Annotated in this window: 17 protein-coding genes; 9 read left to right on the top strand and 8 right to left on the bottom strand. The window is 58.8% G+C overall.

The window, feature by feature from the left end:
* Positions 1 to 294, top strand: a 294-nt coding sequence (locus ACLBXN_RS19745) for an SDR family oxidoreductase (protein ID WP_447613272.1), incomplete at its 5' end; no start/stop codon positions are given.
* 63 nt (positions 295 to 357) lie between these two features.
* Here the strand turns inward: ACLBXN_RS19745 and ACLBXN_RS19740 are convergent.
* A complete protein-coding gene (locus tag ACLBXN_RS19740) occupies positions 358 to 1,290 on the bottom strand; it encodes an NAD-dependent epimerase/dehydratase family protein (protein ID WP_447613271.1) in 933 nt (310 codons plus the stop codon).
* Positions 1,291 to 1,495: 205 nt separating this feature from the next.
* A complete protein-coding gene (locus ACLBXN_RS19735) occupies positions 1,496 to 2,386 on the bottom strand; it encodes a LysR family transcriptional regulator (protein ID WP_003053812.1) in 891 nt (296 codons plus the stop codon).
* Between the two features lie 92 nt (positions 2,387 to 2,478).
* Here ACLBXN_RS19735 and ACLBXN_RS19730 point away from each other — a divergent pair, with 92 nt between their 5' ends.
* The 4 genes from ACLBXN_RS19730 to ACLBXN_RS19715 are packed head-to-tail and all read left to right on the top strand — an operon-like array spanning position 2,479 to position 6,455.
* Complete coding sequence (locus ACLBXN_RS19730) at positions 2,479 to 3,456, top strand: tripartite tricarboxylate transporter substrate binding protein (protein WP_447613270.1); 978 nt, start codon at positions 2,479 to 2,481, stop codon at positions 3,454 to 3,456.
* A gap of 2 nt (positions 3,457 to 3,458) precedes the next feature.
* A complete protein-coding gene (locus ACLBXN_RS19725; protein ID WP_447613269.1) occupies positions 3,459 to 4,463 on the top strand; it encodes a Bug family tripartite tricarboxylate transporter substrate binding protein in 1,005 nt (334 codons plus the stop codon).
* A gap of 23 nt (positions 4,464 to 4,486) precedes the next feature.
* The gene (locus ACLBXN_RS19720) at positions 4,487 to 5,554 is read left to right on the top strand and encodes an isocitrate/isopropylmalate dehydrogenase family protein (RefSeq protein ID WP_447613268.1); all 1,068 of its coding nucleotides are present in this window, start codon (positions 4,487 to 4,489) and stop codon (positions 5,552 to 5,554) included.
* Positions 5,555 to 5,573: 19 nt separating this feature from the next.
* Positions 5,574 to 6,455 (top strand): amidohydrolase family protein, encoded by an 882-nt coding sequence (locus tag ACLBXN_RS19715; RefSeq protein ID WP_447613267.1) that lies wholly within the window; start codon positions 5,574 to 5,576, stop codon positions 6,453 to 6,455.
* Positions 6,456 to 6,498: 43 nt separating this feature from the next.
* On the opposite strand, the gene ACLBXN_RS19710 is transcribed toward ACLBXN_RS19715, so the two are convergent.
* On the bottom strand, positions 6,499 to 7,092 hold the full coding sequence (locus ACLBXN_RS19710; protein ID WP_447613266.1) for an isochorismatase family protein: 594 nt from the start codon (positions 7,090 to 7,092) through the stop codon (positions 6,499 to 6,501).
* A gap of 108 nt (positions 7,093 to 7,200) precedes the next feature.
* Between ACLBXN_RS19710 and ACLBXN_RS19705 the strand changes: the two genes are divergently transcribed.
* Positions 7,201 to 8,181: a GlxA family transcriptional regulator gene (locus ACLBXN_RS19705; protein WP_447613265.1), complete on the top strand. Its 981-nt coding sequence runs from the start codon at positions 7,201 to 7,203 to the stop codon at positions 8,179 to 8,181.
* 216 nt (positions 8,182 to 8,397) lie between these two features.
* Here the strand turns inward: ACLBXN_RS19705 and ACLBXN_RS19700 are convergent, their stop codons facing one another.
* From ACLBXN_RS19700 to ACLBXN_RS19680, 5 genes are all read right to left on the bottom strand, one after another.
* The gene (locus ACLBXN_RS19700) at positions 8,398 to 9,099 is read right to left on the bottom strand and encodes an ornithine carbamoyltransferase (protein WP_447613264.1); all 702 of its coding nucleotides are present in this window, start codon (positions 9,097 to 9,099) and stop codon (positions 8,398 to 8,400) included.
* A gap of 245 nt (positions 9,100 to 9,344) precedes the next feature.
* Complete coding sequence (locus ACLBXN_RS19695; RefSeq protein WP_447613263.1) at positions 9,345 to 9,926, bottom strand: HD domain-containing protein; 582 nt, start codon at positions 9,924 to 9,926, stop codon at positions 9,345 to 9,347.
* A gap of 1,016 nt (positions 9,927 to 10,942) precedes the next feature.
* On the bottom strand, positions 10,943 to 12,523 hold the full coding sequence (locus ACLBXN_RS19690) for an esterase-like activity of phytase family protein (RefSeq protein WP_447613262.1): 1,581 nt from the start codon (positions 12,521 to 12,523) through the stop codon (positions 10,943 to 10,945).
* A 101-nt stretch (positions 12,524 to 12,624) separates the two neighbouring features.
* Positions 12,625 to 13,767 (bottom strand): porin, encoded by a 1,143-nt coding sequence (locus ACLBXN_RS19685; protein WP_447613261.1) that lies wholly within the window; start codon positions 13,765 to 13,767, stop codon positions 12,625 to 12,627.
* Between the two features lie 821 nt (positions 13,768 to 14,588).
* Positions 14,589 to 15,152, bottom strand: coding sequence for a fasciclin domain-containing protein (locus ACLBXN_RS19680; protein ID WP_447613260.1), 564 nt, complete (start codon positions 15,150 to 15,152; stop codon positions 14,589 to 14,591).
* Between the two features lie 426 nt (positions 15,153 to 15,578).
* On the opposite strand from ACLBXN_RS19680, the gene ACLBXN_RS19675 reads away from it, so the two are divergent.
* The 3 genes from ACLBXN_RS19675 (at position 15,579) to ACLBXN_RS19665 (ending at position 17,874) form a co-directional block, all read left to right on the top strand.
* Positions 15,579 to 16,154 (top strand): RNA polymerase sigma factor, encoded by a 576-nt coding sequence (locus ACLBXN_RS19675; RefSeq protein WP_447613259.1) that lies wholly within the window; start codon positions 15,579 to 15,581, stop codon positions 16,152 to 16,154.
* Between the two features lie 18 nt (positions 16,155 to 16,172).
* Positions 16,173 to 16,976: an anti-sigma factor gene (locus ACLBXN_RS19670; RefSeq protein WP_447613258.1), complete on the top strand. Its 804-nt coding sequence runs from the start codon at positions 16,173 to 16,175 to the stop codon at positions 16,974 to 16,976.
* Between the two features lie 373 nt (positions 16,977 to 17,349).
* Complete coding sequence (locus ACLBXN_RS19665; protein ID WP_211459058.1) at positions 17,350 to 17,874, top strand: RrF2 family transcriptional regulator; 525 nt, start codon at positions 17,350 to 17,352, stop codon at positions 17,872 to 17,874.
* Position 17,875: the final 1 nt, after the last annotated feature.

The raw sequence follows: 17,875 nt of genomic DNA, 5'->3' as shown, positions 1-17,875 counted from the left end.
GCGATCGACTATGCGGCCAACGGCATTCGCATCAACTCCGTGAACATGGCGCAGACGGCCACGCCCATGGTGGCGCGCGCGCTGGAGTTGGTTACGCGCAAGATGAAGGATGCCGGCGGCGGTCCCAGCATGAGCATGCTGAAGACCAGTAGCCTGCTGCAAGCGGCAGACTCGCACAAGCGTGATGCCACACCGGCCGAGCAGGTTGCCATCATGCTGTTCCTGCTGTCCGACGAGGCATCCAACATTACCGGCGCGGCCTACGCAACCGACGGCGGCTGGACGACTTATTGACAAACCCGGGCCAAAGGCTGTTGCACTGCAGCCTTTTGGCTTGCCTCGGCAGGGCCGGGTTGGCTAGGCTGCTTTGCATTCCTGTTGAATCTGCTCCAGTCCCTGGCGGTAGCTGGTGATCTCGAATCCGGGAAAGCGGCGCTTGAACTTGTCCGAATCGAACAGATTGTCCTGTGCGTAGCGAGGCAAAAGCTCGCGGAGTTCGCTCACCGGCCTTGAAAACAGTCCAACCGTCTGCAACATCCATTTGCTCAGCACCCGGTAGGAAGGTTCGTGCTCGAAAATCTCGCAGGCCATGAGCAGCCACTGGCGGTAGCTTAGCCTCTCGTCCCAGCATGGCAGATGCCAGGTCTGGCCGTAAGCGTCGGGCGTGTTGCCTAGCAAAGCCAGTGAGCGGCTGGCATCGGGCGTCCAGATCAGGGTGCGCAGACGGTCGTCTCGCACCGGGGCCAGCGGTGTCTTGCCGGCCTTGAGCCTGTCAATCACCAAGGTGTTGGTAATGCTCTGCGTCTGGGCCGGGCCGTAGAACTCGGGCGCCCGCGCGATCAGCACGGGGATCTCCCCGCGTGCCATCTCGGACAGCACCATCTCGGCCATGGCGGCGCGCACCCTGCCTTTGCGCCCCATGGGGGCGAATGCCGTCTGTTCGGTCTGCAGCTGTGCGTCCTGCGGGTACATATAGGTGTTGTCGAAATAGACAAATGGGGCCCCCGCAGCGCGGCTGGCCGCCAGGGCGTTGTGCAGCATGGTCGGAAACTGCTGCTCCCAAAGCTGGGTATCGGGAGGCAGGCCTGCGGTGAAATAGACCACACTGCTGCCCTGAACGGCTCTGGCTGTTTGCTCGGCATCGAGCAGGTCGGCGGCTTCGAGCATGTCCGAGTCATGTATCTTGCGCGGCCTGCGGCTTACCAGCTTGAGCTCATCGGTGTAGTTGCGCTTGAGTTCGCGCGCCAACTCGGTGGCGATCTGCCCGTTGGCGCCCAATATGGTCTTCATTCCTGCTCCTTGATGAAGAGTTTCACCAGCCCTGATGACCGGGAATGACGCAAGCGTAAGCTTGAAGCTTGGTTCAAGGTCAAGCCCAATTTGCGCAGGAATGACGGGCCTGCCCGCTCAGCCTAGAAGGAGAGCAGGCTTGGGCGAGGAATAGCCGCTACACCGGCAGCTCCAATCAGGCATTCAACTACTCACAGCTTTGCGCTCAGTTCAACTGCTGGATATGAACCAGTCGCAAGGCCCTCTGGAGCTCCTGAGCCATGGCAGAAAGTGCCTTGCCCCGTCGCGAGATCAAACCGATGCTGCGTAGTACCTGCGGCTCTACCAACGGGATGCCGCAGAGATCGGTCCCGCTGATTGCGTGCTGAGGGACTGCGCCCACGCCCACCCCGCGCCGAACCAGGCTGAGCAGGCTGGGGACATGTTGGACTTCGCATACCCAATGGGGTCGGGTGACGGTGTTTGACAGAGCCTGGTCGATGAGCAGGCGATTGCCGCTGCCTTGCGCTTGGGTGACACAGTCCTGATGTGCCAGCTCACTCCAGCAAATGCTGCTGCGGGTGGCCAGAGGATGGTCTTTGCGGCAGGCCAGCACAAAGGACTCCGAAGCCAGTTCTTCGAAGTCGAGGTCAGGCTCGCTGGCTCCGAGATAGCCGATTCCGAAATCCACTTCGGAGCGCGCCACGGTCAGCAGGATGTCTGCAGCAGGTTGATCCAGGATGCGCAGCCGAATGCGTGGGAACTGCTTCTTGATCTGATGGATGGCGCTTGCCACCACCGTATCCACGACAGAAGGGATGCAGGCAATGGTCACCAGACCGTGCAGCCGCTCGTTAAGCTCGGTCATCCCTATCAACGAGGCCTCCAGTTCGGCCAGCACATGCTGGGCACGAGGCAAGAAAACACGTCCCATGGCATTGAGTTCCACTTTGCGAGTGGTGCGCTCCAGAAGCTTGAGCGACAAGGCTTGCTCCAGTTTCTCGACCCGTCTCGATAAGGCCGGTTGGGAGATGTGCAGCAGCTCGGCTGCGCGCTTGAAACTGGCCAGCTCCGCCACAGCCACAAAGGCCTTGAGATCAGCAATGTCGAAATTCATTTGAAAAACGCATCAATGAGAAGATTTTTTGCAATTTACTGCATTAATTAAATCACTGATCATTCGTCCAGAACATAAGAAACGGAGACGAAATGCAAGGCTTGGGTGATTTCAGAAAAGCGTGGCTCGCCGCTGCCGCTGGATTGATGCTGGTGAACTCGGCAGCAGCTCAGGGAAAGTGGCCCGAGCGTCCCATCACGCTGGTTGTTCCTTTTGTGGCGGGTGGTGGTACAGACAGCATCGCACGTGACATTGCCAGCCAGTTGTCAAATTGCTTTGGCCAACCAGTTGTCGTTGACAACAAGGGTGGGGCAGGCGGCTCAATAGGTGCGAACTTTGTGGCAAAAGCCAAGCCCGATGGCTACACGCTGCTGTTTGCGACATCCACTTTCGCGACGAACGCAGCCATTGATCCCAAACTGCCCTACAAGCCGGAAGCTGACTTTGCTCCGGTGGCAATGATCGGTCGTGGGCCTTTGCTTTTGGTCACCAACAAGGCTCTGGGGGCAAAGTCGGTCGCGGATCTGCCAAAGATTGCCAAAACACGCGAAGGCGGCATCAATTACTGCTCAGCTGGCGCAGGCAGCATCAACCACCTGTCTGGCGAACTTTTCAGGCAGCAGGCGACGCTTCCAATGACGCATGTCCCCTTCAAAGGCAGCGGCCCCGCTGCGCTGGAACTGCTGGCAGGTCGTGTGGATGCATTCTTTGCCACGGTGCCGACCATTCTTCCGCACCTCAAGACCGGCAAGCTGGAGCTTCTGGCCGTCACCAGTGCGCAGCGCTCCAGCCTGTTTCCGCAGGTGCCCACCATGGCAGAAGCCGGGATCAAGGGCTATGACGTGACCACTTGGTGGGGTGTGCTTGCGCCAGCCGGGGTGTCACCAGATATCGTGAATCAGCTCAATCAGGCCGTCAATGCAGCCGCCGCCGCTGAGCCAGTGCGCTCGCGTCTCAAGCATGAAGGCGCAACGCCTATTTCCCTGAGCCCGAAAGCCTTTGCCGCGGAACTTCACGATGAGTTGGGCAAATGGAAAGCTGTGGCAAGCAAGCCCGGCATGGAGCTCTGAGCATGTTGCTATCCCACGACCCATCAGTCTTGGTGTCGAGAAGACAGTTGCTGGCTGCCATCTGCGCTGGCTCTGCAGCGGTGGCCGCGAGCATGGCAAGAGCGCAGGCAGGCTTTCCGGGACGGCCAGTCACTGTTGTCGTTCCGTATGCGCCAGGAGGACAGGGCGATGTATTCGCACGACTGATTTCCAACAATCTGGGCAAGGTACTTGGGCAATCTGTCATCGTTGACAACCGTCCTGGCGTCAGTGGAGCGCTGGGTACACGCATGGTGGTGCGCGCTCCAGCCGATGGACTGACACTGCTGCTGGGCCAGACCGGAGAGATCGCCATCAACGGTGCAGCCATGAAGAGCCCAGGCTATGACAGTCTGAAGGATCTGCAAGGCGTGGCCCTGGTTGGCGACTCTCCGCTGGTGCTGGCGGTTCCCGCCGGCGCGCCATGGAAATCGTTGGACGACCTGATCGCCGCTGCCAAGGCAGCGCCGGGCAAGGTGGCATACGCTTCGTCCGGTACGGCAACGCCGGGGCATTTGGCAGCTGCAGCCCTTGCAGAGGCCGCAAAAGTGCAGATGGTCCATATTCCGTACAAGGGAGCCGGCCAGGCGATCACCGACCTCATTGGAGCGCAAGTGCAGTTCTTCATGGCCAGCACGCCATCCATCCTGTCACATATCAAAGGCGGCAAGGTGCGGGCATTGGCGGTCACCGGCCTGGAGCCCATCGCGGCGCTGCCGGGGGTGCCCACGGTTGCAGAGAAATTTCCGGGCTTCGAATTCAGCCTCTGGGGTGGGTACTTCGCGCCCAGGCAGACGCCGGCGCCGGTGGTGCAACTGCTGTCGCAACGAATCAACCAGATCGTGCAGCAGCCCGCGTTGAAGGCACGCTTCGAGGCAGAAGGCACTTTGGTCAAAAGCTATACGCCGCAGGAGGTGGATGCCTTTGTCCGCAAGGAAATCGCCAAATACCGGCAACTGGTCCGAAGCACTTCCGTATTGATTGACTAAGCGTTGAAAAAAGAGAGTTGAGTATGAAACTGGTTGTATTGCCCGGCGATGGAATCGGCCCGGAAACCATGGCCGCCACAGTGGAGGTGCTGGAGGCTGTATCTCATAAGTTTGATCTGAATCTGGCCCTTGACCACGATATCGCCGGCCACGAAAGCCTGCGCAAATATGGTGCGACGGTCACGCCGGAACTTCTGGCCAAGGTCAAGGCCGCCGATGGCCTGATGCTCGGTCCCATGGCCACCTATGACTTCAAGGACGAAGCCAAGGGCGAGATCAACCCTTCCAAGTTCTTCCGCAAGGAGCTGGACTTGTTTGCCAACATCCGGCCTGCGCGAACCTGGGTTGGCGTGCCACACAAGGTGGATGATTTCGATCTGGTCGTGGTTCGTGAGAACACCGAAGGCTTCTACGCAGATCGCAACATTGCATCGGGCGGTAGCGAAATGCTGATCACGCCCGACGTGGTCGTCTCTCTTCGCCGGATCACCCGCGAATGCTGCGCACGCGTGGCACGCTCGGCCTTCGAGCTGGCCCAACGCCGACGCAAGCATGTCAGCATCGTCCACAAGGCCAATGTGCTCAAGCTGGGCGATGGCATGTTCATTGAAGAATGTCAGCGTGTCGCCAAGGATTTCCCGGAGATCGAAGTTGACGAGTTCATCGTCGACGCGATGATGGCCCATGTGGTGCGTGCACCTCAACGCTTCGACGTCATCGTCACGACCAATATGTTCGGTGACATCCTCTCTGACCTGACGGCCGAGCTGTCCGGCAGTCTGGGCCTGGGAGGCTCCGTCAATGCCGGCCAGCAATATGCGATGGGGCAAGCGGCTCATGGATCTGCGCCGGACATCGCAGGCCAGGACATTGCCAATCCGTTTTCGCTGATCTTGTCGGCCAGCCAGTTGCTGAACTGGTACGGTCAGCGCAGCAATGACATGCGTTTTGTGCGGGCCAGCGAGGCCATCGTCACCTGTGCAGGCCAGGCTGTCGAGCATGGCGAGGCCACGCGCGATGTCGGCGGTCAGCTCGGCACGGCTGCCACAGGCCGCAAGCTGGCACAGCGTATCGCTGCGTTGACACTGTGATGCCGGGCAAGGCGAAGTCATGGAGCTAGTTGAGCGAAGTTCAAGGACGGAGGCAGGGCCTCCGGCTTTCCGCTGCGACACGCACACCCATGTATTCGGGCCGCAGCAGCAATATTCCATGGATCCGATGCGGCACTACACACCGCATCAAGCATCTGTGCAGGCGCTGCGGCAACATTTGCAGGCCATAGGCATGCAGCGCGTGGTGCTGGTGCAGCCAAGCGTTTACGGGTTTGACAACCAGTGCCTGCTGGATGCCCTGGCCGAGCTCGGCGACAGTGCGCGTGGCGTGGCCGTAGCACCGCGCGACGTCAGCGAAGCTCAGCTGAAGGTCTGGCATGCAGCAGGTGTGCGAGCAATCCGCGTGAATCTGCAAAGCTCGGGCAACCAAGACGTCGCCTCGGCTTGCAACGAACTCTCTTATTGGAGTGAACGCGTTTGCCACCTGGGCTGGAGTATCCAGCTGTATATGGCATATCCGGTGCTGCAAGCCGTGAGCACGCACCTGAGTCGGTTGCCGGGGTCCTTTGTCCTGGACCATTTCGCAATGGTGCCGTTCTCGGCTGCAGCCTCTCAAGATGACGGATTGCTGCTGCGGCTTGCTGAAAGTGGCCGCATATTTGTCAAGCTTTCCGCACCTTATCGTCTGGCGGATGCGCAATGGGCCCGCGCCTGGGCAAGACATCTGGTGAGCCATGCTCCACACGGAATACTGTGGGGCAGTGACTGGCCGCATACAGCCAGGGATGCTGGCGTCCCGGCCTTGGAGCCTAGTCAGTTTCGAACGGTGCCGACCCAGACCATCCAACAGGACATGGGGCACTGGCTGATGGATGACACTGAGCAGCAACAGGTGCTGGTGAAAAATCCGGCGCACCTGTTCGGTTGGGCTTCAGATTAAGTGCTCAGTTAGAGCCACCGGAGCCACCGGATCCCGCCAAACTTCAGTGCAGCGCAGCGCCCGAGGGGACGACGACACCATACAAATCGGCAATGGTCGCCAGCGCGCAATGATGCAGCTGCTCTGCCTCTACACCTGCCACGGCACTGCGCAAGGGGCGTGTGGCGCAGGCATCGGCCACGACGGTTGGCTGGTTGCCGCGCAGAAAGGCTCCCTCGGCTGTGAATGTCACGCACATATGGGTCATGAAGCCGATGATGATGAGTTGCTGGCGACCGGCTGCATCCACCAGCTCGCCGAGATTGGTTCCTACAAAACTATTGGGGGCATGCTTCACCACCACGGATTCGTCGGTGATGGGGGCCACGCTGGCGTGAATCTGCCCGATGTCCTTCGTGATGTCGTAGGGAGAACCCGCGCCGCCGTCATGCATCACATGAATGATCTTTGTTCCCGCTGCACGTGCGCGGGCAAGCAGGGCTGAGGCTGCTTCCAGCGCAGGCTTCCAGCCCGTGAGTTCCATCACGCCGTGTGTGTAGGTGTTCTGGTAGTCCACCAGCACCAAGGTGGCGTTGGGCAGGTTGGCAGGCGAGTCGTCGAGGGCGTTGAGTTCTCTCAGGGTCTTGGAGGGGGTCATGGTCCGGCTTCCTTATTAATGTTGAGCGATGAAGGAATGGTAGGAACGTGGAGTGGTGTCTGCAATGTCATATAATATGCAGATTCAGACATTCTCTGCAAGCAACACATGGAACGCCTCATCGTCATCGTCCTGTTCAATCAGGTGGATCTGCTGGACATGACGGGTCCCGCCGAAGTGTTCTCGCTACTCGAGCGCGAGATGGATCAGCCCACAGGCTATCGTGTGGTCTTGGCGGCGGAGACATTGGAGGCGGTGCAGACCTCCGCGGGTGTGCGCGTGCTGCCCGATATCACCTTTGCTCAGTTGGCGCGCAAGCGCATAGACACGCTGGTGGTGCCAGGTGCGGTGCAAAGGAATGCGGCGCGCGAGCTGCGCGCCGTGGTCGACCCGCAGGTCGTGTCTTGGGTCAAGAAGCTGGCTGCCCGTACCCGCCGCGTTACCTCTGTCTGCGTGGGCGCACATGTGCTCGCCGCGGCAGGGCTGCTGGATGGCAAGCGTGTCACCACGCACTGGTCCACCGCGCAGCAACTGGCGGCAGAGTACCCGGCCGTGACCGTGGATGCCGAGCCGATCTTTATCCGCGAGGGCAATCTGTGGACGGGGGCGGGTCTGACAGCCTGTCTCGATCTGGCACTGGCCTTGGTGGCAGACGACTTCGGTGAGGCAGCAGCACAGCGAGTGGCCCGGCAGCTCGTCATGTTCCTGAAGCGGCCCGGCGGGCAGAGCCAGTTCAGCGTAGCCATAGCCCAGCCTTCGACCACACGTCGCATGGACGCGCTACGCCATTACATAGCGCAGAACGTTGCGAGACCGCTCACGCTGCCGGTTTTGGCCGAGCGAATCCATGTCAGCGAGCGACAACTGACCCGCCTGTTCAAGACCGAGTTGTGCACCACACCTGCCGCGTACATTGAGTCCGTGCGTGTGGAGATGGCACGCAATCGCCTTGAAACATCCGATGAGTCATTGGTGCGCATTGCCACTGCCTGCGGCCTGGGCACTACCGATACGCTGACTCGCGCGTTCCGCAGGCAACTGAACACCACGCCTGCCGAGTACCGCAGCCGATTTCGCACCCATGAATGAAGAGGCTGGGCAGAGAACCGGTAACTCATGCGTAGCTATTGCGCAGGCGATCAGACTAGGTATCACCGGTTCGCAGCTTGCACGCGCTGCCGCTCAGATTGGCTTGCTTGCTTTGCTCTGCCAAGCTTCCGGTTGAAACGGACATCGGATGCCAGGTCAGGCATAGTGGCTGCGTTTATCAGAGACTGGCATCAATCTCTGCATCGATATGGAAGCTCAGCGGGCGAGCAGGTATCGCAGAATTGCTTTTTGCACGGGCAGCAATAACGACTTTTGACTGTACCCGGAGAAGCGGGGATATTGCACCGGGTCAAATGCAATCTCGCGCCCAATGAAAAATGGCGGTGTAGCAAGCAGCATGGGCATGCCCATGCAATCCAGATCGGCCACAGTGAGTGATTGAGCCATTGCTTCGGCACCGCTTGGCCAGCCATCGGTAATGACAATGTCAGCGGCCCGGGATGGAGTTGATGCAAATTCAACGTATGGCAGGGTCTCATGCAGCCGTTCATCGCAGATATGCATGATTGGCAGTTGCAGCGAGAAAGCCAGCTCGTGCCACGACCGCAGCACATTGGTCGTCGGGCCCCACAAACAGATGCGGGCTTGCTCGAGGGGTACTATCGACCTGTCAATGTAGAAAGCGTCAGTCAGCACCTCACATGGATGCTCCAAACCGGACATGGCATTGATTACCGGGCGTTGTGACGCAAAGGCAAACTCCGCGAGGCGCTGATGATTGGATTCCCTCACGACATAGACATCGTAAAAAGGGTCGAGATAGCCGGCCAGATCGGCGGCTCTCTCGGGTGTTTTGAGCAAATTGGGCAATTCGACAAATGACAAGCCAAGCTCTTGAAACGCCTGGATGAAGCTTGTGCGAGTGCGAATGCCGTTGCCTTCAAACGACCAGGCCACCTTGCGCTGCAGAGGTTAGCAGGGCGTGTCGACGAGTGCCCAAATGGCACGCACTCGCTCAGCGTTCAGTTGCGAAAGGTCGATAAGGTTCATAGCATGCCGCTCGACGAGACTCCAGGCCGTATCTCAGAGACTTTACCTTCAAGCGCCGCAGTCTGGCGAGCCACCCCAACTCCACACTTCGTCAGCATCTGTGCTTGACCGGGAGTTGCGATTGACCTGCTGCGGCTTTCGTCCGATTGCAGTCACTGAGAACTGGCTTTTTCGGCCAATCTCTGGCGTGTGGCTTCATCAATGATGCTACGCATCAATGCGAACAGAGGATCGGCGCTTGTGTGCTTCTGACCGTAGGTCAGATTGAACTCGTAGTCGAAATCAGGAGGGTTGATCCCCTGGTTGTGCTGAAGGATTGTTTCAAGCTTATCCAATGCTTTGACAGCTTTTGCTTCGGGTGAGGCTGCATCCTCATACTCCTGCCACAGTGCCAGGATGTCGGCCCGCTGGGCTTCGTCGAGGGAACGAGTCAGATGTAGAAGGTCGGTCTTTTCCTGCGCACTCTTGTCAGGATGCTGGTTTTTCTCGATGGCTGGAATGTCACCATGAATGGCTTCGCCCAAATCATGAACGATGCACATTTTGAGAATCTTCAGCATGTCCATGCCAGCAAGCTCGTTCGCGAAAGTCATAGCCATCAGGCACAGGCGCCATGTATGTTCGGCGGTGCTTTCCGCCCTGCCCGTCGAGGTGTGAGAGCTTCGGAGCACGCTCTTGAGCTTTTCGGCCTCTTGGAGAAAGGCTAGACGGCCCTTGATGTCATCGATATTCATGCCAGATTCTATAAAGCGTCTCATAACCCAGACCGTTGCATGCCGAAAGCCCGGCTGAACCTCCTTCAGCTATGCTGCAAGCCCCCGTACACGTTTTTCCGTACCAACTCAGATCGCATGGCCTGTGACTTGGCGCGATCTACGTAATATTTGAGATTGATGAGACCTCCGATATCCGTCGTTATCGCCTGTAGTGTGATGGCAGCAATCTGCGCAAGCGTAGGCTGGATTGGCATCACAGAGCATCAGCTCACAACCGGGGGGAAGCTTGGTATTTCCACCTCTTACGGACTGAGTGCCGTAGTGAGTGGTTGGTTGTTCATTGCCGCTGCATTTGGTTTTGCCGGAATCTTGGCGTCACGTTCGGGCTTTAGAAATGTCATCTGGCTTGGCTTGTCAGTTATCTATTTTTCATTTCTGGCAATCTTCTGCTATCGAGCCTAGCGACCCTGGCTCTGGCCCCTGGCTTGAACCAATCTGTCTATGGTGGCCGACTTACCTTGTCCATCAGGTTGCATGAAGCTTTGCAAAAATTCTCGACAGCACCTTGTTGTTGCCTTCGCCTTTGCGGGGGCTGGAAATCGGGCCCTCATCCAATGCACGCAGGCGGCGTTGCCGCCATCCATTGAGGCAGCGGGGCATTGCAGGCCGCATTTCCAGGTGACCCGTTGAGAGCTTCGAACCACTGGATAGGCATTACCGGGTGGGAGCCCGACGCAAGGATGCATGCAGGCTTTGGCAAGCCGCGAATCCATTTTGCACGGCGGCTGGAGATCAACGAAGCGCTGCTGACGTTGGCTCCAGCGATCATCTGTGCGTGCTTCGTGGATCGGTGTTGTTAGCCACTCTTTGTGAAGGTGGCTGTCGCGGCTCGGCCCGGCCCGGGTCGCACTGGATATCCGAAGCGTTGGGGCACCAGCGCAGGTTGCTGGGCGCCGCGTCAACATGGCTCTCGTGCAAGCGGGCGCGGCGCCCTGGGGTGTACAGCACAGAGCGGCTTGTGCGGCCGCTGTCTTTCAGAGAGCGCCGTATTCGCTCAACTTCTTGCTGAACTTGAAGGTCCACAGTCGCTGTGCACGATCGTTGACGTCATTGGTGGTAAAGCGCAGGCTCGCCGCCCCCTTGGCGCACCTGCCATCGTTCACGATCTTGCCGTCGGCGTCCACCATGCATTGGGTGACGTCCGAGGCTTCGATCTCCTTGCCGCTAGCGTCCAGCACGGCCAGAGAGACACCGAAGTCGGTGTCGTTGGTCAGCGCCAACGTGTAGTCATCGACCAGTGCCAGACCCTCGGCCTTCTCAGCTGCCCAGCCGGTGGCGTTCAAGTTGAAGAGCCGGGTTTTCTTGAGCGTCACCACCTTGGAGTAGTCCGAGCCATTGACCGGCTTTCCGGTCAGGCTGCTCTTTTCCAGGTCGGAGCCCAGCGCGGTGATGTCGGTGGCGTTGGCCGGAAACTCGATCAGCACCAGGTCGTTAAAAACTTTTTTGTCTTTGCCCGTACCTTGCTCGATGGCGATGAACTTTCCATTGCCCAACGAAACCACATCGCCCAGCTTGGCGTTGCCGGTCTTGCCCTGGTGGTACCAGCTGCCGTCGACGGGCAAAGCAAACAAACGGGTTTTCTCGGTTGTCGGGTCAAACTCCACCCAGCGCACAAAGCGGGCGTAGTCACGCACGTTTTCCGATTTGCTGGTTGCATCGGGTACGGCGGCAGTGGTGTAGTCGGCCTTGCCGTCGTTCAGCGGACTTTGCAGAAAACCGTGCAGCTTGCCGCTGGCCGCATCGATGCTCAGCCCTTCCATGCCGCGGTTGGCGCGGCGTTTGGCGAGGATGGCAGGCAGATCGGCCGCGCCAGTGCCGGGCTTGTATTTCTTCAGGATGATGCCGGTAGCCGGGTCGATCTTCACGATGAAGGGACCGTATTCATCGGACACCCACAGCACATTGCGTGCAGCATCCACCACCACGGATTCGGTGTCCAAGCCGAACTCACTGTAGCCCTTGGCCTTACCGGGGTAGGTGAAGGAGTCGTCCAGAACTTGCTCGCCTGTGTTGCCCGTGATGCCCCGTGGCTGAACACGACCATTGGCATTCTGCGCGGCGCTGAACTTGACCGGCAGGCTCGAGACGAGTCTGGCTCCGTCCTTGCCGAGAGTGATCACGCCAATGGACGGCGTGAAGTTGGGCGAAGGAAACACCGTGGAACTGGAGAAGCCCGTGGGGTTGGAGCCATCGGTGATCTGGGTGACCGGGCCGGTGGTGGCGTTCGGGCCGCGGTCGGTAATGGCGTAGAACTCCAGCGTGCCGTCGGCGCGCCTGCCCTTCAAAGCCAGGCCCGAACCGTAGGCCGGCAGAAAGCCTTTGGGGAAATCAGCCTTGGTGGCAGGGTGGCGGCCTTCATAGGGGAAATAGAACTTGTCGTCGAACTGGACGTCCTGCCGCGTGACGATGGCGCTGATGCTGCCGACGCCGCTGGTCTGAGTGACCGTCTCGGAGCTGGCTGCCTGGAGCGGGCGAGTGTCGGCGCAGGCGCTCAGCAAGGTAACCGCGACGGCGGTCGCTGCCATCAGGCAGGAGGAAGAGATGAAGTAGCGCATGGCGGGTATGGCTTGAGAGGAAGATGGAAGTCCCCAAGCCCGATGAAGCGAAGGCCTGCCGGAGCTTGGAGACTTCTTTGCGCAAAGAGGCGTCGTGCCGCTCAGAATGAGTGGCTTATGCCGATATCCACGCCAGTCGACCCGGTGTTGGCTACACCTGCAGGGCCGCCGATCAGGCCAATGCTGGCGCCATTCTTGTTGTTGACACGCGCAATCCCGGCGTACATGGAGGTGCGCTTGGAGAAGTCGTAGACATATCCGATCGAATACTTGTCGGTCTTGCCACCGCTGCGCGTGAGGGCGGTGGCGTTACCGCTGAACTTGGCGCTGGCGTACTTGACGCGGAAGCTGCCCGGCCCCACGGGGATGGTGGCACCCAGGTAGACGCCGTCCACCTTTCCCGAGGTTGCGCCGCTGACGGGCTTCCACTTCAGGTTGTTGTATCCGCCATTGAGTACGAAACTGCCGAAGTTGTATGAAGCGCCCAGCACCAGGTCTTCCAGATCGCTGGTTGCTGCGATGGCGCTGGGCGAAGTCACGGCTGCAGTGCCGTCGATCTTGCCGTAGCCGATACCCACGTTCAGCGGACCCGAGCGATAGCCCAGGTTGCCGCCAATGTATCTGCGGGCCTTGCTTGCTCCAGAGTTCGAGGCGTTCTCATCACCAAAGGAAACCGAGAACTGGCCGTAGACACCACCCAGGTCGCGTGGCAGGAAGTAGCCCACGGAGTTGCTGATGCGCGTGCGATCCACCGTGCCGCTTTGGCTGGCGGCGTTATAGGCAGTCTGGCGGATCGTCTGGAACAGGTTGGCCTGCACGCCGGTGGTCGTGTCGGGGCCCCCGAAGGCGGTGAAGATGTTGTAGCTTGGTGTGTAGTCGCGCCCCAGACGGATTTCACCCCAGGAATTGTTGATCAGCCCGATGGTGGAGCGGCGCTCGAAGCCCAGAGAGCCGCTGCTGCCGCCACTGCCGGCGTCAGGGTTGAGGCCACCTTCGAGCCAGAACTGAGCATGGTTGCCGCCGCCGAGGTCTTCGGTGCCGCGAAAGCCAATCAGGCTGGTCTTGCCTTGGCTGGAGTTCAAGGCATTGAGCCTGTTGCTGCCTGTCTTGGCACTGGTGATGCCGACGTCCACTATGCCAAATATGGTGATGGAGGATTGTGCCAAGGCAACGCTGGAAGAAGAGGCGACGAATGCACCAATCACGATTGCCAGATTGCGCGAGCGCGTTTTTTGATTTTTCATTGGCGAGATACGAACGGAACTTATCAGAGGGATTGACGGTGGCTTCTTGCAACCGCTGGGCGAACTCTAAGCAACACATAAGTACTTTTTGTGACGCTTGTGCTGGGTGACATGAAAGTCACAGCAGCGGTGCATGCGCAGTGTTCCAGGCAGCAAACCCCCTCTTGCCGCAACGTTCGATGTTGGTGAGCCGATGTTCAGTCCGGTTTCCACGAAACGCTGCTGAAGTTGGCGGCAGCGATCATCTGTGTGCGCTTGGTGTAGCGGTGGTACTAGCCACTTCAACCCGTCACACAAGCGGTCTGGCCTATGACCAGCTGCTTGCTTTTTCCATTGGGCACCCGCCTTTAGTCGCAGCTACCGCCAGCTTCTGGCCTGTATCAGCCAGCCTCCGAGGGCTGCTCACGACGACGGATTCAACCGGTCGCTTGCATGATCGCTAGCTAGCGCCTGCTCTCGGCGGGAGCGGTCACTCGACGCAGGGCAATCTGGACGAGGTCTGGCCGTAAGTTTGCATGCCGGTTAGCGGTCGTTGGCGAGGGCCTGTGATCGACCCAATGCTCAGCGGGGCAACTGTTCTGACTCACAAGGACCGCCTGGCAGCACGACCACTGATACGTTGGCGCGAAGCCTTTTCGCACTTGGTTCGGCTTCGCGCCTCGTCTCAATCAAGACTCTCCGATTAGTTGCTTGAATTCACACCTCTTGGACTTGGGGAAATTGAGCAGCCAATCCTATTTTTTTGTCCTGATACTGCATTTTTTTGGCCACTCAAATTTGCGGCCAGGGATCGAGACAACACCCTCGTGACAACCCTTCCGTTACTTGGGCAGTAGTACCTTGTCTACTACATGAATCACGCCGTTGGATTGGTATACGTCAGGAATGGTCACAGTGGCCATGCCACCTTTTTCATCCATCAGCATGATTTTCTGTCCACTGGACTTGGCCGTAAGAGTGCCGCCACTGACGGTTTTGATCATGGCCTTGCCGTTCCCGTCCTTGATCATCTTGCTCAGTGCTGCTGCATCCCATTTGCCCGGTACGACGTGATAGGTGAGGATGGTCGTCAGCATCCCTTTGTTTTCAGGCTTAAGCAGCGTGTCTACGGTGCCCGCTGGAAGCGCATCAAACGCCGCATTAGTAGGCGCAAAGACGGTAAATGGACCAGGTCCCTTGAGCGTGCCGACGAGGCCAGCAGCTTTGACCGCTGCAACCAACGTGGTGTGATCCTTGGAGTTGACCGCGTTGTCGATGATGTCCTTGGTAGGCAGCATGGGTGCACCACCAACCATCACATCAGCCATCGCTGCGACGGAGGCCGCAGTCATCGAGATAGCCAGACCGAACGAAGCCAACTTGCGTGCAGATTGAATCGAGAACATGGATGCTCCTTGATGTACAAGCCGAAAAATGCCGGCTGTAAGGAATACGCAGCCAATTCCTGTCTGGATTCATTGAATTTTGCTATTCAATTTTTGCAGGCGATGAGACGGATGCACGGGCACAAAGCAAGTCTGCCTCTGACTTTATTTCAGTGGGGGAAGTCAGTGCCCCGTCTGCGAGGTATTCGGGTAGTTCGTCAGGTCACGCTCCGCAATTCGCGGCGCTGCGATGTCCTGTGTTTGAAGTACGCGTCCTTTGACGAGATGCACTCAAGATTCTGAGAATATTTTTGGGCACGATTCGTGCACTGCCCACATCCAGCAGCTCAGTTGCTGCGTATAGGGATATACCCAAGGTCGGCATCATGCCTTGGCAGTTATCCAACAGCGCCGCATGAAAGAGGTGCTTCTGATCACAATGGCTGCATGAGCGCCAATACACCGGACCACGAACTGATGGACTTACTCGATCGCGTAGCAACCCGGGATGAGGTTGCTCTCAAGCTTCTGTACGATCAGACTGCCTCTCGGCTGTATGGTCTGGCTTTGCGCATCCTCGGCAATAAGGAGTGGGCCGAGGATGTGTTGCAAGAGAGCTTTCTGGGTATTTGGCGCAGTGCTGGGACTTACCGGGACTCGCTCAGTCCGCCCATGGCCTGGATGGGCATGCTAGTGCGCAGCCGGGCCCTGGACTTTTTGCGCAGACGTAAAGCAGAGCGTCTGCATCTCAATACTCCCATTGAGGATGTCGACGCGCTGGCACAGGAGAAGGACACGAAAGGGCCCATGCAGTTGGTGGAGGCTAGCGAACAAGCAGCAGCGCTTCATCAGTGTCTGCAACGGCTGGAGCCGCCCCAGCGCCAAGTAGTGAGCTTGGCCTATCTGAGGGATCTAAGCCATACCGAGCTGGCCAGCAGCCTGAAGCTGCCACTGGGGACCGTCAAAACATGGGTACGCCGCAGCCTGGAGCAACTGCGCAAATGCATGGCACGCCATGTCTGAGTGCCAGGAGTCCACATCATGAATCTGACCCGAAACCCTGAATTGCTCGATCGCTTGGCAGCCTCCTATTCTCTGGGCACCTTGCACGGCGGAGCGCGCCGGCGTTTTGAGCAAATGGCTCGTGAGTATCCTCAGGTTCGTGCAGCGGCCTTGCTCTGGCAAGGTCGCTGGTCAGCCTTTTCCGAGGTGCAGGCTCCGGTGCAGCCCGACCCGGTAGTCTGGACACGCATCGCCAACCTGCTACAAGCAGAGGGGTCCAGCGCTAGGCTGGCTCGGCAGCGTGAAGCAGCCACATCGAAGTCGCCTGCAGGAGCACTGGCATGGTGGCGCGGGCTCGCCTTGGCAGGCGGCTTGGCTACGGTGGCGGCAATCTCGGTGGGGCTTTGGTCGCATCAAGAGCTGAGAGAAAACACGCAGCAGAAAGTGTCTGCGCTGCAGAATCAGCTCCAGATGGCGCAGGCTGATTTGCAGGCAGCACCCCAAATTCAATATGTGGCGGTACTGGCAGACGGCAAAGCCGATGCGTCCATGCTGGTGACCTTCGATCCCCAGCACCAACAACTGGTGCTGCAGCGCGTGAGCGGCTTCAAGGAGGCAGAAAACAAGTCTCTGCAATTGTGGGCTTTACCTCATCAGGGCGCGCCACGTTCCCTGGGGGTCATGGGTGACGGCAAGCTTGAACAGCTCACGGCGCAAGAGACCGATGTGAAAGCGATCCCTGCCCTGGCTATCAGTCTGGAGCCCAAAGGTGGCGTCCCCAGCTTAACGGGTCCGACTGGCCCAGTGCTGTTCAAAGGGGCACTCATTCGCCGAGATCTTTGAACCATGTCTGCGCCAACTCTGCGGATAGCTGCACTCAATTAACTCAAAGCTGTCGAGATTCAAGGGCCGCTCGGGACAACAGCTTCCACTCAAAGCTTACAAAAGAGGTAACTCGGAATTCCTGAGATTCCAGGGACCACTTCAAGATGCAGAGCGGAGGTCTCCGTGCCCTGACCGCTTTCAGTCTGCTGCCTGTTACAACCCTCTCGTTTATCCAACCCATTCATTTTGCCTTCCACTCGTTATCGGAACGCCAACCAGTGGCAGAGATAGAGTGCCTGGAAATTGACCTGTTGTGCCCGGATGAGTCCCCTCTGTAGCATGGCAGTAACCCTTGCGGCTAAACTAAGCACGTATTAGTCGGAGTTATGCGATGAGTTTTTTGAGCGCAGGTGTCGAATACGGCTTGCATTGCATGCTGTACCTGGTCCACTCCGCCGAGCATGGCGTTGCGGAGGCCAGCACGCGTGACCTTGCAGATATGCAGGGCGTATCTGTGGAGTACGTCGCCAAGCTCTTTACCAAGCTCGGGCATGCCGGACTCGTACGTGCGGCAGAGGGTGTTCGCGGCGGCTTCTCCCTGGCGCTTCCAGCCGAAGAAATTACGGTGAAAGATGTCGTTGAGGCCATTGATGGTGTCAAGCCAGTTTTCGATTGCAAGGAAGTACGAGAGCGTTGTGCTGTCTTCGGCGAGGTGCCACCCGCCTGGGCCACACGTGGTACCTGTTCCATTCATGCCGTGATGGTAGGGGCAGAGAAGGCCATGCGTGACGAGCTCAACCGGCACACGCTTGCGGACCTCGCCAGCCGGACCAGGTCTAAAGCGCCGAAGAGCCACGAAGCCAAGGTCATCGAGTGGTTTGGTGCGCGCTCGGCCGCCCGGCGCTCGGCTTCCTAGG

The organism is Comamonas sp. C24C (genome assembly GCF_053345995.1).
This window is presented reverse-complemented; position numbering and strand designations above follow the sequence as displayed.

What these genes read in the sequence shown, in the direction of transcription:
- ACLBXN_RS19740 (WP_447613271.1), bottom strand. Translation starts at nt 1,290, where the DNA reads ATGAAGACCATATTGGGCGCCAACGGGCAGATCGCCACCGAGTTGGCG.
- ACLBXN_RS19735 (WP_003053812.1), bottom strand. Translation starts at nt 2,386, where the DNA reads ATGAATTTCGACATTGCTGATCTCAAGGCCTTTGTGGCTGTGGCGGAG.
- ACLBXN_RS19730 (WP_447613270.1), top strand. Translation starts at nt 2,479, where the DNA reads ATGCAAGGCTTGGGTGATTTCAGAAAAGCGTGGCTCGCCGCTGCCGCT.
- ACLBXN_RS19725 (WP_447613269.1), top strand. Translation starts at nt 3,459, where the DNA reads ATGTTGCTATCCCACGACCCATCAGTCTTGGTGTCGAGAAGACAGTTG.
- ACLBXN_RS19720 (WP_447613268.1), top strand. Translation starts at nt 4,487, where the DNA reads ATGAAACTGGTTGTATTGCCCGGCGATGGAATCGGCCCGGAAACCATG.
- ACLBXN_RS19715 (WP_447613267.1), top strand. Translation starts at nt 5,574, where the DNA reads ATGGAGCTAGTTGAGCGAAGTTCAAGGACGGAGGCAGGGCCTCCGGCT.
- ACLBXN_RS19710 (WP_447613266.1), bottom strand. Translation starts at nt 7,092, where the DNA reads ATGACCCCCTCCAAGACCCTGAGAGAACTCAACGCCCTCGACGACTCG.
- ACLBXN_RS19705 (WP_447613265.1), top strand. Translation starts at nt 7,201, where the DNA reads ATGGAACGCCTCATCGTCATCGTCCTGTTCAATCAGGTGGATCTGCTG.
- ACLBXN_RS19695 (WP_447613263.1), bottom strand. Translation starts at nt 9,926, where the DNA reads ATGAATATCGATGACATCAAGGGCCGTCTAGCCTTTCTCCAAGAGGCC.
- ACLBXN_RS19690 (WP_447613262.1), bottom strand. Translation starts at nt 12,523, where the DNA reads ATGCGCTACTTCATCTCTTCCTCCTGCCTGATGGCAGCGACCGCCGTC.
- ACLBXN_RS19685 (WP_447613261.1), bottom strand. Translation starts at nt 13,767, where the DNA reads ATGAAAAATCAAAAAACGCGCTCGCGCAATCTGGCAATCGTGATTGGT.
- ACLBXN_RS19680 (WP_447613260.1), bottom strand. Translation starts at nt 15,152, where the DNA reads ATGTTCTCGATTCAATCTGCACGCAAGTTGGCTTCGTTCGGTCTGGCT.
- ACLBXN_RS19675 (WP_447613259.1), top strand. Translation starts at nt 15,579, where the DNA reads ATGAGCGCCAATACACCGGACCACGAACTGATGGACTTACTCGATCGC.
- ACLBXN_RS19670 (WP_447613258.1), top strand. Translation starts at nt 16,173, where the DNA reads ATGAATCTGACCCGAAACCCTGAATTGCTCGATCGCTTGGCAGCCTCC.
- ACLBXN_RS19665 (WP_211459058.1), top strand. Translation starts at nt 17,350, where the DNA reads ATGAGTTTTTTGAGCGCAGGTGTCGAATACGGCTTGCATTGCATGCTG.